This window comes from Klebsiella ornithinolytica NBRC 105727 = ATCC 31898, assembly GCF_001598295.1.
GTDB lineage: Bacteria > Pseudomonadota > Gammaproteobacteria > Enterobacterales > Enterobacteriaceae > Klebsiella > Klebsiella ornithinolytica.
This window is the reverse complement of record NZ_BCYR01000010.1, coordinates 1-13,100: the sequence shown is the minus strand read 5'-3', so window position 1 is coordinate 13,100 and position 13,100 is coordinate 1. Positions and strand designations below refer to the sequence as shown.

Here is a 13,100-nt window from a genome sequence, read left to right as displayed (position 1 = left end):
TTTTGATTGTCCATTTATTCACTCCTGCCAGACAACCACCTGATTGCGCCCACTGTTCTTGGCATGATACATGGCGGCATCGGCTCGCTTCACATACTCCTCGGCACTGAGCGTCCCGTCGGTGGTGGTGAATACCCCGGCGCTGATGGTCATTCTTTCCGGAAGATCATCTTGCTGTTCATTTATCGCAAGACGGATACGTTCTGCTATTGTCAGGGCCTCTTGCTGCCCCGTATTGACCAACAGCAGAGCGAACTCTTCGCCGCCGATTCGGGCAGCCGTATCCTGCGTACGAATATTTTGCTGTAAAGCATTCGCCGCAAACTGGATGACTCTATCACCCTGTATATGCCCGTAGTTATCGTTAATGCGTTTAAAAAAGTCGAGGTCGCAGACGACCACGGAAAGCGGCTGTCTGACTGATACCGTCGGCAGCAGGGCGGTGAGGGTATCGTAAAAGTGGCTGCGATTGTACAACCGGGTCAGCGAATCACGGATCGAATTTTGATAAGAGTTCACGTATTTATCCTCGGATTCCCGATAAAGGCTAAACACATCGTACAACAATATAAAGAACATGAATAACGTACTGAGTACTTCAAAGAAACGAGCGTGATACCACGCATTTTCTGAACTGCCGTTTGCAAGCAGCAGAAAAAGCAATGTAAAGATATATGCACTGCAAAAAAAGGAACCGCTGAACCAAAATATATTGCGCAGCTGAGTGATGAAAATTAGTAATACCAGTGTTATTAACCATCCAATGGCTAACAGGCAGCCGACGATATTTCGCCATAGTTCGGAATGAATAAGCGTGTCATTGTCAATTAAAGCTGCCGTCAGTAATGAATGATGACTTGAATACAACCATGACAGAGTAATAACAATTATGGTGAAACCAATGCAAAATGTCAGAATAAGCACATGTGCTTTTCGGGTGAGCTTCTCGCTATGACGAAAGGCGTACAAAATGGTCGCGGTGATAAACAGTACCATCATCATCATATTGCGGAAAGTATAGAAGATCAGCGCATCGTTTGCATTGGCATAAAGTCCCGAGTCACAAAGGAACCAGCCCGGATAGCTACTGAGTGTCCCAAACATCAACGAAGAGGAACCGGCGAAGGCGCAGGCGATAGCGATCAGGTACAAGCGTTTTCTGTCACACCAGTATTTCATTACCATAAAACATGCAATTGTGATGTGGAGTATTAATAATAAAATAGTTAATACGGGGAAGAGTAAGGGATTAAACGCAGGTATACGATTAATTGCTGAGGCGGAGAATAAATGTATGGCCCCCATCATAAGAGCGCAGATACTCAGATAGATAAAAACTCGCAGTACTAAGCGTTTTCTATTAATAAGCATGCATTACATCCTTGCAAAAAATATTTTTCCATTCTGCGGTACTGTGGCAGGGCGACATACCGATAATACGATATGGTAAATAATAAATGTTGAGCGAAAGCAAATGTTGAATGGTTATTAGAAAATGACTGGATGATTCTAAAAACGATGCCGGGCACCATACTATCAGGTGAGAGTAGCTATATTAACAACAGGGAAAAGCAGGGCGGCCATAAAGACCGCACTGAGAGGTTCAAACTTAACGTGGGGAAACGGTAACCTGGCTGCCGCTGCCGGCAATCGCCACGCGCTGACCGACAGAGAACGGCGTGGTACCCTGTTTCTGCACGACCAGGATGGTATTGCCGTCATCCTTACGGATTTCCAGCTCAACGCCCTGAGTTTTGTTCATTGCGCCCTGTACGCCCTGGCCGGCTACGCCGCCGGCGACTGCGCCTGCTGCGGTTGCCAGAGAGCGGCCAGTACCGCCGCCGATGGTATTACCGAGGAACCCCCCCAGTACCGCACCACCGATAGCACCGATAGCATTGCTGTCATCACCGCTCTGGATCTGAACTGCACGGGTATGAACAATGGTCCCGTAGGTGACGCTTTGCACCTGTTTGGCTTCCGATGCGGAGTAAACGTCTCCGGAGAGGCCGCTGCTGCTCACGCAACCTGCAAGCGATAAACCAATCATCGAGACAGCCAAAACACGTAAAATCATTTATGAATCTCCTTCACCGAATAGTGTTCTGTTGAACGTCCATGCGTTCAATTATATGGCATTTCATCGTCGGCTGGCATACCTCCGGCATGGACTATACAAAAAATAATAATCCGTTCCTCTTCAACTTAACATAAACATAAGTTCTTTACGTAATGCGCAATCTTTCGCGCTTTAGTGTTAATAAACGTTAGTGCGCCGTAGCATTGCCCTCTTCTTTATGATGGAGTGTGAGGTATACGAGAGTCATGGAATGAAGGAAGACGTATGAAATCAGGTCACTTTATCGGCGTAATGTCCGGAACCAGCCTTGATGGCATTGATGTGGTTCTGGCGGCAATCAACGAAAGCGTAGTGGCGCAGCAGGCCAGTCTGTCGTACCCCATTCCGGTGGCAATAAAAGAGGATATTCTGGCTATCTGCCAGGGACAAACGCTGACGTTATCCCAGCTCGGTCAGCTGGATACGCGTCTGGGGCGCTTATTTGCCGATGCCGTGCTGGCCCTTATGCGCCAGGAGAATGTGCAGCCGACGGATATTGTCGCTATCGGTTGTCATGGGCAAACGGTATGGCATGAACCCACTGGCGAAGCGCCGAATACGCTGCAAATCGGGGATAACAACCAGATAGCGGCCCATACCGGCGTGACGGTGGTAGGGGATTTTCGGCGTCGTGATATGGCGCTAGGCGGTCAGGGAGCACCGCTGGTTCCTGCTTTCCACCATGCGCTGTTGGCGCATCCCGTAGAACGGCGGATGGTGCTCAATATCGGCGGGATTGCCAACCTGTCGCTGTTGGCACCGGGCGTGCCGGTCCGCGGCTATGACACCGGGCCGGGTAATATGCTGATGGATGCGTGGATCTGGCGTCAGTGTGGTAAACCCTACGATAAAGACGCGCAGTGGGCCAGCGAGGGCAAGGTGCTGCTACCGCTGCTACAAAATATGCTCAGCGACCCGTGGTTTGCGCTCCCGGCGCCGAAAAGCACCGGACGTGAATATTTCAACTACGGCTGGCTGGAGCGCCATCTGGCTCGTTTCCAGGGGCTGCGTCCGCAGGATGTGCAGGCGACGCTGGCAGAACTGACGGCGGTGACCATCGCGGAACAGGTGCTGCTGAGCGGCGGCTGTGAACGTCTGCTGGTGTGCGGCGGCGGCGCGCGTAATCCGCTGCTGATGGCGCGGCTGGCAGCGCTGCTGCCGGGAACGGAGGTCTCCACAACCGATGCGGCTGGCATCAGCGGCGATGATATGGAAGCGCTGGCGTTTGCCTGGCTGGCATGGCGGACGATGTCCGGCCTCCCCGGTAATCTCCCGTCGGTCACCGGCGCTTGTGAAGCCACTGTGCTCGGGGCCATCTTCCCCGCAAACCGACCGCAGAATCAGAGTTAACTGAAACACCTATTTTTTATTAACCGGTAAACTGGATGAAGTTAACGGGGGGCGATTTGCCCTCCTGGACCGGGAAAGTCGAAGGCAAACGAATGAAAAAAATCCTTATCGCGGTAGTACCCTTTATGCTCGCAGGCTGTAGCTACTATAACCAGTTTGTGGAGCGGATGCAGACGGATACCCTGGAGTATCAGTGCGATCAGAAACCGCTGACCGTGCACATCAACAATACCCGTCAGATTGCCAGCTTTATCTATGACAACCAGCAGTTGAATCTGGCGCAGGGGCTTTCGGCATCAGGGGCGCGTTACACCGACGGCGTGTATGTCTTCTGGTCGAAAGGCGACAGCGCCACCGTTTACAAGCGCGATCGCGTTGTGCTGGAAAACTGTCAGCTGCAGACGCCCAAACGTTGAGATTTCCGCCCCGGGGGCGCACAATGACGCCACCCGATGACTATTTTCTCCATTGCCATGTCTGATAACGACGAATTGCAGCAAATCGCGCATCTGCGCCGAGAGTATACCCGTGGCGGCCTTCGCCGCCGCGATCTTCCCGCTGAACCGCTGACTTTATTTGAGCGTTGGCTCAGACAAGCCTGCGACGCCCGGCTGGCCGACCCGACGGCAATGGTCGTCGCGACCGTTGACGAAAACGGTCAGCCTTACCAGCGAATTGTTCTGCTCAAGCACTATGACGAAAAAGGGCTGGTGTTTTATACCAACCTCGGAAGCCGCAAAGCCCACCAGATCGAAAACAATCCTCGCGTGAGTCTGCTTTTTCCGTGGCACATGCTGGAGCGTCAGGTGATGGTGACTGGCAAGGCGGAGCGCCTGTCAACGCTGGAAGTGGTGAAGTATTTCCACAGCCGCCCGCGCGACAGCCAGATCGGCGCGTGGGTCTCGCAACAGTCAACCCGCATCTCAGCCCGCGGCATCCTGGAAAGTAAGTTCCTGGAGCTGAAACAGAAATTCCAGCAAGGCGAAGTACCGCTGCCGAGCTTCTGGGGCGGATTCCGCGTGAATATTGAGCAGATGGAGTTCTGGCAGGGCGGTGAACACCGTCTGCACGATCGTTTTTTATACCAGCGCGACAACAGCGCATGGAAAATCGATCGTCTGGCCCCGTAATCCCTGAAATTTGTTGTGTTAAGCGCTGGTGCTGGATGGGCTGGCGCTTTATTCTATAGACTTCATTTTTCAAGCTGCGTCTTTGTTGGCTGTGCCGGCTTATTCCGGTCGTTTGCTTGCGTAAGTCTCCGTACTTGCCGCCTTGAGGCAACTTGAATGATTTTGCATAGATGTTTTTTTTCGCGTCTGGCGAAAAGTCGTGTACCGGCAAAGGTGCAGTCGTTTATACATGGAGAATTTGATGGCAAGCAGTAACTTGATTAAACAATTGCAAGAGCGGGGGCTGGTAGCCCAGGTGACGGACGAGGAAGCGTTAGCAGAGCGACTGGCGCAAGGCCCGATCGCGCTCTATTGCGGCTTCGATCCAACCGCTGACAGCTTGCATTTGGGGCATCTTGTTCCATTGTTATGCCTGAAACGCTTTCAGCAGGCAGGCCATAAGCCTGTGGCGCTGGTGGGGGGAGCAACCGGTCTGATTGGTGACCCGAGCTTTAAAGCCGCCGAGCGTAAACTGAACACCGAAGATACCGTGCAGGAGTGGGTCGATAAAATTCGCAAACAGGTCGCGCCGTTCCTCGACTTTGATTGCGGTGACAACTCGGCCATTGCCGCGAATAACTACGACTGGTTTGGCAGCATGAACGTGCTGACCTTCCTGCGTGATATCGGCAAGCACTTCTCCGTAAACCAGATGATCAACAAAGAAGCGGTTAAGCAGCGTCTGAACCGCGACGATCAGGGCATCTCATTTACCGAGTTCTCCTATAACCTGCTGCAGGGTTACGACTTCGCGTGTCTGAACAAGCTGCATGGCGTGGCGCTGCAGATTGGCGGTTCCGATCAGTGGGGCAATATCACCTCCGGCATCGACCTGACCCGTCGTCTGCACCAGAACCAGGTGTTTGGTCTGACCGTTCCGCTGATCACCAAAGCCGATGGCACCAAATTTGGTAAGACCGAAGGCGGCGCGGTATGGCTGGATCCGAAAAAGACCAGCCCGTACAAATTCTACCAGTTCTGGATCAACACCGCGGATGCTGATGTTTATCGCTTCCTGAAGTTCTTCACCTTTATGGACATTGCCGAGATCAATGCGCTGGAAGAGGAAGATAAAAACAGCGGTAAAGCCCCGCGCGCGCAGTACGTGCTGGCCGAACAGGTCACTCGTCTGGTACATGGTGAAGAAGGGCTGGTGGCAGCAAAACGCATTACCGAAAGCCTGTTTAACGGCAATCTGAGCGACCTGAGCGAAGCCGACTTCGAACAGCTGGCGCAGGATGGCGTGCCGATGATTGAACTGGAAAAAGACGCCGACCTGATGCAGGCGCTGGTGGATTCTGAGCTGCAGCCATCGCGTGGCCAGGCGCGTAAGACAATCGCCTCCAACGCCGTCACCATCAACGGTGAAAAACAGTCTGACCCGGAATATGTATTTAATGACGGCGATCGTCTGTTTGGTCGCTACACCTTACTGCGTCGCGGTAAGAAAAATTACTGTCTGGTCTGCTGGAAGTAATTGCGTAAAGGCAGGGGCGTGGGAAACCACGCCCCTTATTTTTTGCTGTCAGGTATCCAAGATGAAGAACATCCTCGCCATCCAGTCCCACGTTGTATTTGGTCACGCCGGCAACAGTGCCGCAGAGTTTCCGATGCGCCGCCTTGGCGCAAACGTCTGGCCCCTTAACACCGTTCAGTTCTCCAACCATACGCAGTACGGGAAATGGACCGGTTGCGTGATGCCGCCTGCGCATCTGACCGAGATCGTTCAGGGGATTGCTGATATTAATCAGCTGCAGCGCTGTGATGCGGTACTGAGTGGCTATCTGGGCTCCGCCGAACAGGGAGAGCATATTCTCGGTATCGTGCGTCAGGTCAAGGCGGCCAATCCGGCGGCGAAATATTTCTGCGACCCGGTGATGGGACACCCTGAAAAAGGCTGCATCGTCGCACCCGGCGTGGCGGAGTTTCACGTCCGCCATGCGCTGCCGGCGAGCGACATCATTGCCCCCAACCTGATTGAGCTGGAAATCCTCTGCGGTCATCCGGTGGCGAACGTTGCGCAAGCCGTCTTAGCCGCGCGCGAGCTGATTGCGCAGGGCCCGCAGATTGTGCTGGTTAAGCATCTTGCCCGCGCCGGGCTGAGTATGGACCGGTTCGAAATGCTGCTGGTGACGGCTGATGAAGCCTGGCATATCAGTCGCCCGCTGGTGGACTTTGGTCTGCGTCAGCCGGTTGGCGTCGGCGATGTTACCAGCGGACTGCTGCTGGTTAAACTGCTGCAGGGGGCCCGGCTTCGCGATGCGCTGGAACATGTGACCGCCGCGGTGTATGAAATTATGCTGGCCACGAAAAATATGCAGGAGTACGAGCTGCAGGTGGTGGCCGCCCAGGATCGTATTGCCCAGCCGGAGCACTACTTCAGCGCCACGCAGCTGTAACCGAAGAACTGCCCGGCCTCGCAGCCGGGCAGAGGATGTCAGGGGATTAAACTCCTTCCGCCGCCAGCGCCGCGGCTACCGATGGACGAGCGGCCACGTGTTTCATCCAGGCCTCGATATTGCTGTAACCGGTCATATCCAGCTTCACGGCCCACGCCCAGCGCAGTACGGTAAACAGGTAGCCATCAGCGATGGTGAAACGATGCCCGCTCAGCCACTGCTTCTCCTTCAGCGACTCATCAATGTAATGCAGCTTCTTCTCCAGCTGAGCGCGCGCGATCGGTTTGTAATCTTCCGGCGTGTCCGGGCGGAATAGCGGCGTAAAGCCTTTATGCAGCTCCGTCGCGACGTAGTTTAGCCACTCCAGTGTCTGATAGCGCGCAATGGTGCCCACCGGCGCCAGCAGCTGGCGATCCGGCACCCGATCGGCAATGTATTGCATGATGGCGACGCCTTCTGTAAGCAGGATCTCGTCGTCAAGTAGCAGCGCCGGAACCTGTCCCTTCGGGTTGATCCGCAGATAATCCTCCCCGTTTTCCAGGCGCTTCTTCTGCAGGTCGACGCCTTGTAAGGTGAAGTCCAGTCCGCTTTCGCGCAGGGCGATATGTGATGCAAGGGAACAGGCGCCGGGTTTGTAGAACAGTTTCATCAGTAACTCCTCGTGGCTGCAGTTTTCTGTATGTTAGCCCAGGGGTAAAAAAAAAGCCGCTAACAAAACGTTAGCGGCCTAAATTTATTGGTTTTCCCGAAGCGCTTAAGCGGTTGCCGTATCGCGAGCTTTGCTCAGTGAGTCGTCATCCTGGGTCATGCGGTTCAGTTTCGGCGCGATAGCAAACATCAGCACGGCGATAACTGCGGTAGCAATACCAATCTGCAGGAAGACATGGCCATAGACGGCAAGAGACTGCAGCGGGTCGGTCACGTTCTCCGGTACCGCCATCAGGTTGGCGACTTTACCGGCGATGATAGCGGCACCTGCGGTAGTCAGGAACCAGCTGCCCATGATAAAGCCCATCAGGCGCTGTGGTACCAGCTGTGCCACCATCGCCAGACCCAGACCGGAAATCATCAGCTCACCGATACTCTGCAGCGCGTAGCTCAGAATCAGCCAGTTAACGGAGACGATACCGGCGTCGGTTGCAAATTTGGCGCCCAGCGGCAGGACGAGGAAGGCCAGCGAGCAGAGCACCATGCCAATCGCAAATTTGTGCGGCATCGGCAGACGGTCGCCCATCTTGTTATAGATAGCGGCCAGAATCGGGCTGCCGATCATAATCCAGAACGGGTTCAGCGCCTGGAACTGTTCAGGCTGGAAGCTAATGCCCAGAATGGCGTGCTCAACGTTGCGGATAGCAAAGAAGTTCAGTGACGTCGGCATCTGGCTGTAGAGGACGAAGAAGACGATCGCCTGAACCATCAGAATGAAGGCCACAATCATCTTACGACGCGCAGCACCTTTCATCGCAATCGCTTCTTTAGCAAAAATAATCACGATGCCCAGAGCCACCACGCCTAGCACCATGCGGGCAATGCCCTGGTTGTGCAGCAGCCAGGTCGCAATCACCACCAGCACGACCACGCCGACGATGGTCGCCAGCAGTTTACCGAAGTGTACCGGGGCAAAGTCAGGCTTCGAACCGTAGTTTTTTACCCATTTTTTGCAGAACATGAAGTTCACCAGGGTAATCAGCATCCCGACGAAGCTCAGAGAGAAGGCGATGCTCCAGCCGAATTTCGCCGCCAGCCACGGGGTAGCCAGCATCGAGAAGAAAGAACCGATGTTGATGGACATGTAGTACATCGTAAATGCGCCATCAAGACGCGGGTCATCTTTCTCATAGCAGGTCGAGAGCAGGGAAGACGGGTTAGCCTTAAACAGGCCGTTACCGACGGCGATGGTCGCCATACCCATATAAACGATAGCCGCGTCATGTCCGGAATACGCCACCAGGGCGTAGCCGATAGCGAGGACGATAGTCCCCAGCATAATCACGCGCTTAGTACCGAGCACTTTATCGCCCAGCCAGCCGCCGATAGCCACGAGGCCATAAACCAGCGCGCTGAAGGAGGAGAAGAGAGTAATAGAATCCGCTTCTGACATACCCAGCTGTTTGACCAGGTAAACGGCCATGATCCCTTGCAGGCCGTAATAACCAAAACGCTCCCATAATTCGATCGAGAAGATCAGATAGAACGATTTCGGTTGTTTGAAAGCGTTCAGACTCACGCTTTCTGCTGGTTTATTGTTTGCAGTTGACACATATACCTCTTTTTTTACATCCCATATTAACGGGGGGTGTTCGGGGCGCAATCTGATAAGACCGCCGCCTTTATAGTTATTCTGGAGGGAAAACGGGAAGTAATGTTCACTATCCTGGCCGTTCAGGCAAGCGTTTTGTAATACTCTGTTACATATATCTTAGGCGTTATAATACGCCAGTCATTCAAATGTTATGCAGAGTTAAATTTCACCTTTTACACATTGGTGATATTTTTATCTGTCGAGACCGGAATGGAATCGGATAATGGCGATATATTCTGCTGATAAGCCTTGAACATAGTGATATAGCCCATAATCCTAAAAAATGATGGGGTATTGTCCTGGTGAGTGGTGCTCTGGTATTGGAAACACTGGCTTTCTTTATCATTGTGGCAACAATAATTTAACATTAAGTTGCGTGGATGATCTGGATCACAAATGTATAGAAATTTTTTCACCACAAAAAATGATTAACCTGGATGAACGTTATATAGACGGTTAATTGTCCTGTAGAGCGCAGAAATAGTGGCGTTAAAGCTAAGGGAATGGCGGGAAGAACAGAACCATTACCACAAGAAGGGTAATGGTTCTGCCAGAATGTTATGCGTAGACTTTTTCTTTAAACTCGCACAGATCTTCAATCAGGCAGGAGCCGCAGCGAGGTTTGCGCGCAATACAGGTATAGCGGCCGTGGAGAATAAGCCAGTGGTGGCAGTCGACTTTAAATTCGGCGGGAACGACCTTTAGCAGCTTTTCCTCCACCTGTTCAACGTTCTTCCCAGGGGCAAATTGTGTCCGATTGCAAACGCGAAAAATATGCGTATCCACGGCAATCGTCGGCCAGCCGAACGCGGTATTCAGTACCACGTTGGCGGTTTTGCGTCCTACGCCGGGAAGGGCTTCCAGCGCCGCCCTGTCCTCGGGAACCTCGCCATTGTGCTGCTCAAGCAGAATCCGGCAGGTTTTAATCACATTTTCAGCTTTGCTGTTAAATAACCCGATAGTTTTGATATACGCTTTGACGCCATCAACACCCAGCGCCAGCATGGCTGCCGGCGTATTCGCCACCGGATAGAGCTTTGCCGTGGCTTTATTCACGCTGACGTCGGTCGCCTGCGCCGAGAGTAGTACGGCTATCAGTAATTCGAACGGGGAGCTGAAATTCAGTTCCGTTGTGGGGTGCGGGTCGTTATCCCGCAGTCGGGTCAGTATTTCCAGACGTTTGCTCTTATTCATCCCAGACTTTCCCTGTGCGCATCAACTGGCGTGGCTTGACTCGCTTCAGCTGCTTTCGCTTTACGTTGCTTAGTTCGTTCGTCAATCAGGTATTTCACCGCCAGCATAATCCCTAAACCGATAAAGGCGCCCGGCGGCAGCATCGCCAGCAGGAACGGCGTATCGGTGTGGAATACTTCGATACGCAGCACTTTCGCCCAGCTACCCAGCAGGCTATCGGCCCCATCAAACAGCGTCCCGTTGCCGAGGATTTCCCGCAGCGAACCGAGCACAAACATCGCGCAGGTCGCCCCCATACCAATGGAGAAACCATCCAGCGCCGACAGTGCCGGCCCTTTTTTGGCAGCGAACGCTTCGGCACGACCGACCACGATGCAGTTGGTTACAATCAGCGGAATAAAAATTCCCAGAGACTGATACAGACCAAATGCATAGGCGTTAATCAGCATCTGTACGACGCTCACGACCGAAGCGATGATCATGACATAAATCGGTATACGAATTTCAGCCGGTGTCCAGCGGCGCAGGCTGGAGATTGTCAGGTTGGTCAGCGTCAGCACCAGGGTTGTCGCCAGTCCCAGCCCTAACGCATTGGTGGCGGTAGAGGTCACGGCGAGCAGGGGGCACATGCCTAACAGTTGGACCAGCGCGGAGTTGTTTTTCCACAACCCCTGAACAATAACGTCTTTGACTTCGCTCATGGCTTACTCTCCACAGGACGTGAGTTCGGGAATCTGTGCGGGCAGCGTTTGCGCGTACAGGCCGGCACGCTTAACGGCGTTGACTACCGCGCGTGGGGTAATAGTGGCGCCGGTGAACTGATCGAAATCACCGCCGTCTTTTTTCACGGCAAAGTGGCTGTCGCCGGAACCGTGAATGACTTTGCCCGCAAAGTGGGTTATCCAGTCCGACAGACGGAGTTCAATTTTGTCGCCAAGGCCGGGCGTCTCATGATGCTCCGTTACGCGGGTGCCAAGAACGGTGCCTTTGAAGTCGGCGGCAACCAGCAGCTGAATCGCACCGGAGTAACCATCGGGGGCGGTCGCTTCCATCACCACTCCGACCGGAGCATCGTTATTTTTGGCAATCCAGATCTTATGCTGACCTTTACCGAGCGGTGGCGCGGTGACCAGATAGCAGCTCTGCAGCAAATCGTTATTATAGCGGTCCGCAGGCAAAACCTGATTGAACAGCGCTTTTTGCTGGGTCGCCGCCTGCTCAGCAATCGTCGATTTTGTCAGCTCATTGATGGCCGCGGTTAACCCGGTAGAGCCGGCGGCAAAGAGCGCCAGCGTAATGCCGTGTTTGCGCATGCTTTTTAACATCATCGGTCCTCAGCGGTGGCCATAGACGCGCGGGCGCGTGTAGTAGTCGATTAACGGAACGGTAATGTTCGCCAGCAGCACGGCAAAAGCCACTCCGTCAGGATAACCGCCAAAGCTGCGGATGAGCCACACCAGCAGACCCGCGAGGGCGCCGAATATCAGGCGGCCGCGGTTGGTGGTGGAGGCGGTAACCGGATCCGTTAAAATAAAGAATGCGCCGAGCATGGTCGCGCCGGAAAGCAGATGAATCTGCGGGGCCGCGAAGCTCTGCGGTGAAAACAGCCAGCCCAGGGTGGCGCAGAGGGTCAGGCTAAGCAGGAAGCTCAGCGGGATATGCCAGCGAATAGTCTTCTGCCAGAGTAAAAACAGACCGCCGACCAGATAGGCGATATTGACCCACTGCCAGCCAAGACCGGCCAGCGTGCCGCCGTAGATCGGGTACTGCAGGATCTCCTTCACCGCATGACCGGCATGCAGTGACGTTTTAAACGTATCCAGCGGCGTAGCCTGGCTGATGCCATCGATCCCCAGCCGCAGGGCGTTCATATCGTTGCCGCTGGCGGTGTGGCCGCTAAAAATAACCTGCAGGGCGTCGGTGAAGCCCGGAACGGTGGCCGCAATTTCATGCGGCGGCAGCCAGGAAGTCATCTGCACCGGGAATGAGATCAGCAGCACAACATAGCCAATCATCGCCGGGTTAAACGGGTTGTGGCCCAGCCCCCCGTACAGCTGCTTGGCAATAATAACGGCAAAGGCGGTACCCAAAACGACCAGCCACCAGGGAGCCAGCGGCGGAATACTAATGGCCAGCAGCAGACCGGTCAGCAGCGCGGAGTTATCGGCAAGCGTGGCGGCAATATTCTGTTTCCGCAACCTGAGGATGGCGGCTTCTGTCGCCCAGGCCGTGAGGGAGGCGAGGACGAGCTGCACCACGGTTCCCCAGCCAAAAAACCAGGTCTGAACCGCGATGCCGGGTACGGCTGCGAGCAGAACCAGCAGCATAATCCGTGAGGTCTGACGCTGGTTGTGGGTATAAGGAGAGCTTGCGATTCTGAAAACCATTTATTCCTCGTTAACTGCCTGCCGGGATGCTTTCCTGGCCTGAACGCGGGCGATTGCTTCGGCGACCGCGGCTTTGCGCGGATCGTCGTTGGCGGTTGACTGGGTCATCTCTTGCTGCCCGGCCTTGCGGGCCTTCGCGCGGGCGATAGCCGCTTCAACGGCCGCTTTGCGCGGGTCGAT

General features: G+C 54.1%; 14 protein-coding genes. 5 read left to right on the top strand and 9 right to left on the bottom strand.

The genetic code is table 11. The annotated features are described in order from the left end of the window. Positions 1-18 precede the first annotated feature (18 nt). Entirely contained in the window at positions 19-1,371 is a 1,353-nt protein-coding gene (locus tag ROR01S_RS18555) for a sensor domain-containing diguanylate cyclase (RefSeq protein ID WP_064359765.1), read from the bottom strand. Positions 1,372-1,609: 238 nt separating this feature from the next. Continuing rightward, positions 1,610-2,077: an outer membrane lipoprotein SlyB gene (gene slyB, locus ROR01S_RS18550; protein WP_004862684.1), complete on the bottom strand. Its 468-nt coding sequence runs from the start codon at positions 2,075-2,077 to the stop codon at positions 1,610-1,612. Positions 2,078-2,344: 267 nt separating this feature from the next. Here slyB and anmK point away from each other — a divergent pair, with 267 nt between their 5' ends. From anmK to pdxY, 5 genes are all read left to right on the top strand, one after another. Continuing rightward, positions 2,345-3,469, top strand: coding sequence for an anhydro-N-acetylmuramic acid kinase (gene anmK, locus ROR01S_RS18545; RefSeq protein ID WP_032687401.1), 1,125 nt, complete (start codon positions 2,345-2,347; stop codon positions 3,467-3,469). 92 nt (positions 3,470-3,561) lie between these two features. Next, the gene (gene mliC / locus ROR01S_RS18540) at positions 3,562-3,885 is read left to right on the top strand and encodes a C-type lysozyme inhibitor (protein ID WP_015584200.1); all 324 of its coding nucleotides are present in this window, start codon (positions 3,562-3,564) and stop codon (positions 3,883-3,885) included. Positions 3,886-3,942: 57 nt separating this feature from the next. After that, a complete protein-coding gene (gene pdxH / locus ROR01S_RS18535; RefSeq protein WP_015584201.1) occupies positions 3,943-4,599 on the top strand; it encodes a pyridoxamine 5'-phosphate oxidase in 657 nt (218 codons plus the stop codon). Between the two features lie 241 nt (positions 4,600-4,840). Then, complete coding sequence (tyrS, locus tag ROR01S_RS18530) at positions 4,841-6,115, top strand: tyrosine--tRNA ligase (protein ID WP_004862674.1); 1,275 nt, start codon at positions 4,841-4,843, stop codon at positions 6,113-6,115. A 61-nt stretch (positions 6,116-6,176) separates the two neighbouring features. Further along, positions 6,177-7,037, top strand: a complete 861-nt coding sequence (gene pdxY, locus ROR01S_RS18525; protein WP_044349041.1) for a pyridoxal kinase PdxY — start codon at positions 6,177-6,179, stop codon at positions 7,035-7,037. Between the two features lie 46 nt (positions 7,038-7,083). Here the strand turns inward: pdxY and gstA are convergent, their stop codons facing one another. The 7 genes from gstA to ROR01S_RS27260 all read right to left on the bottom strand — a co-directional run. Next, positions 7,084-7,686 carry a glutathione transferase GstA gene (gene gstA, locus ROR01S_RS18520; RefSeq protein WP_015584202.1) on the bottom strand — a complete coding sequence of 201 codons (603 nt, stop codon included), beginning with the start codon at positions 7,684-7,686 and terminating at the stop codon, positions 7,084-7,086. A 105-nt stretch (positions 7,687-7,791) separates the two neighbouring features. Beyond that, positions 7,792-9,297 carry a dipeptide/tripeptide permease DtpA gene (gene dtpA / locus ROR01S_RS18515; RefSeq protein WP_015584203.1) on the bottom strand — a complete coding sequence of 502 codons (1,506 nt, stop codon included), beginning with the start codon at positions 9,295-9,297 and terminating at the stop codon, positions 7,792-7,794. A 600-nt stretch (positions 9,298-9,897) separates the two neighbouring features. Then, positions 9,898-10,533 (bottom strand): endonuclease III, encoded by a 636-nt coding sequence (gene nth, locus ROR01S_RS18510; protein WP_004862665.1) that lies wholly within the window; start codon positions 10,531-10,533, stop codon positions 9,898-9,900. After that, positions 10,530-11,234 (bottom strand): electron transport complex subunit E, encoded by a 705-nt coding sequence (locus ROR01S_RS18505; protein WP_064359764.1) that lies wholly within the window; start codon positions 11,232-11,234, stop codon positions 10,530-10,532. Before ROR01S_RS18505 ends, nth begins: the two co-directional genes overlap by 4 nt. 3 nt (positions 11,235-11,237) lie before the next feature. Beyond that, positions 11,238-11,858, bottom strand: coding sequence for an electron transport complex subunit RsxG (rsxG, locus tag ROR01S_RS18500; RefSeq protein WP_015584205.1), 621 nt, complete (start codon positions 11,856-11,858; stop codon positions 11,238-11,240). Positions 11,859-11,867: 9 nt separating this feature from the next. Next, positions 11,868-12,920: an electron transport complex subunit RsxD gene (gene rsxD, locus ROR01S_RS18495; RefSeq protein WP_004862657.1), complete on the bottom strand. Its 1,053-nt coding sequence runs from the start codon at positions 12,918-12,920 to the stop codon at positions 11,868-11,870. Then, positions 12,921-13,100 (bottom strand): hypothetical protein (locus ROR01S_RS27260; protein WP_162268843.1); only part of this gene is annotated, 180 nt, incomplete at its 5' end.

What these genes read in the sequence shown, in the direction of transcription:
- anmK (WP_032687401.1), top strand. Translation starts at nt 2,345, where the DNA reads ATGAAATCAGGTCACTTTATCGGCGTAATGTCCGGAACCAGCCTTGAT.
- mliC (WP_015584200.1), top strand. Translation starts at nt 3,562, where the DNA reads ATGAAAAAAATCCTTATCGCGGTAGTACCCTTTATGCTCGCAGGCTGT.
- pdxY (WP_044349041.1), top strand. Translation starts at nt 6,177, where the DNA reads ATGAAGAACATCCTCGCCATCCAGTCCCACGTTGTATTTGGTCACGCC.
- ROR01S_RS18555 (WP_064359765.1), bottom strand. Translation starts at nt 1,371, where the DNA reads ATGCTTATTAATAGAAAACGCTTAGTACTGCGAGTTTTTATCTATCTG.
- pdxH (WP_015584201.1), top strand. Translation starts at nt 3,943, where the DNA reads ATGTCTGATAACGACGAATTGCAGCAAATCGCGCATCTGCGCCGAGAG.
- rsxD (WP_004862657.1), bottom strand. Translation starts at nt 12,920, where the DNA reads ATGGTTTTCAGAATCGCAAGCTCTCCTTATACCCACAACCAGCGTCAG.
- slyB (WP_004862684.1), bottom strand. Translation starts at nt 2,077, where the DNA reads ATGATTTTACGTGTTTTGGCTGTCTCGATGATTGGTTTATCGCTTGCA.
- ROR01S_RS18505 (WP_064359764.1), bottom strand. Translation starts at nt 11,234, where the DNA reads ATGAGCGAAGTCAAAGACGTTATTGTTCAGGGGTTGTGGAAAAACAAC.
- tyrS (WP_004862674.1), top strand. Translation starts at nt 4,841, where the DNA reads ATGGCAAGCAGTAACTTGATTAAACAATTGCAAGAGCGGGGGCTGGTA.
- nth (WP_004862665.1), bottom strand. Translation starts at nt 10,533, where the DNA reads ATGAATAAGAGCAAACGTCTGGAAATACTGACCCGACTGCGGGATAAC.
- rsxG (WP_015584205.1), bottom strand. Translation starts at nt 11,858, where the DNA reads ATGTTAAAAAGCATGCGCAAACACGGCATTACGCTGGCGCTCTTTGCC.
- gstA (WP_015584202.1), bottom strand. Translation starts at nt 7,686, where the DNA reads ATGAAACTGTTCTACAAACCCGGCGCCTGTTCCCTTGCATCACATATC.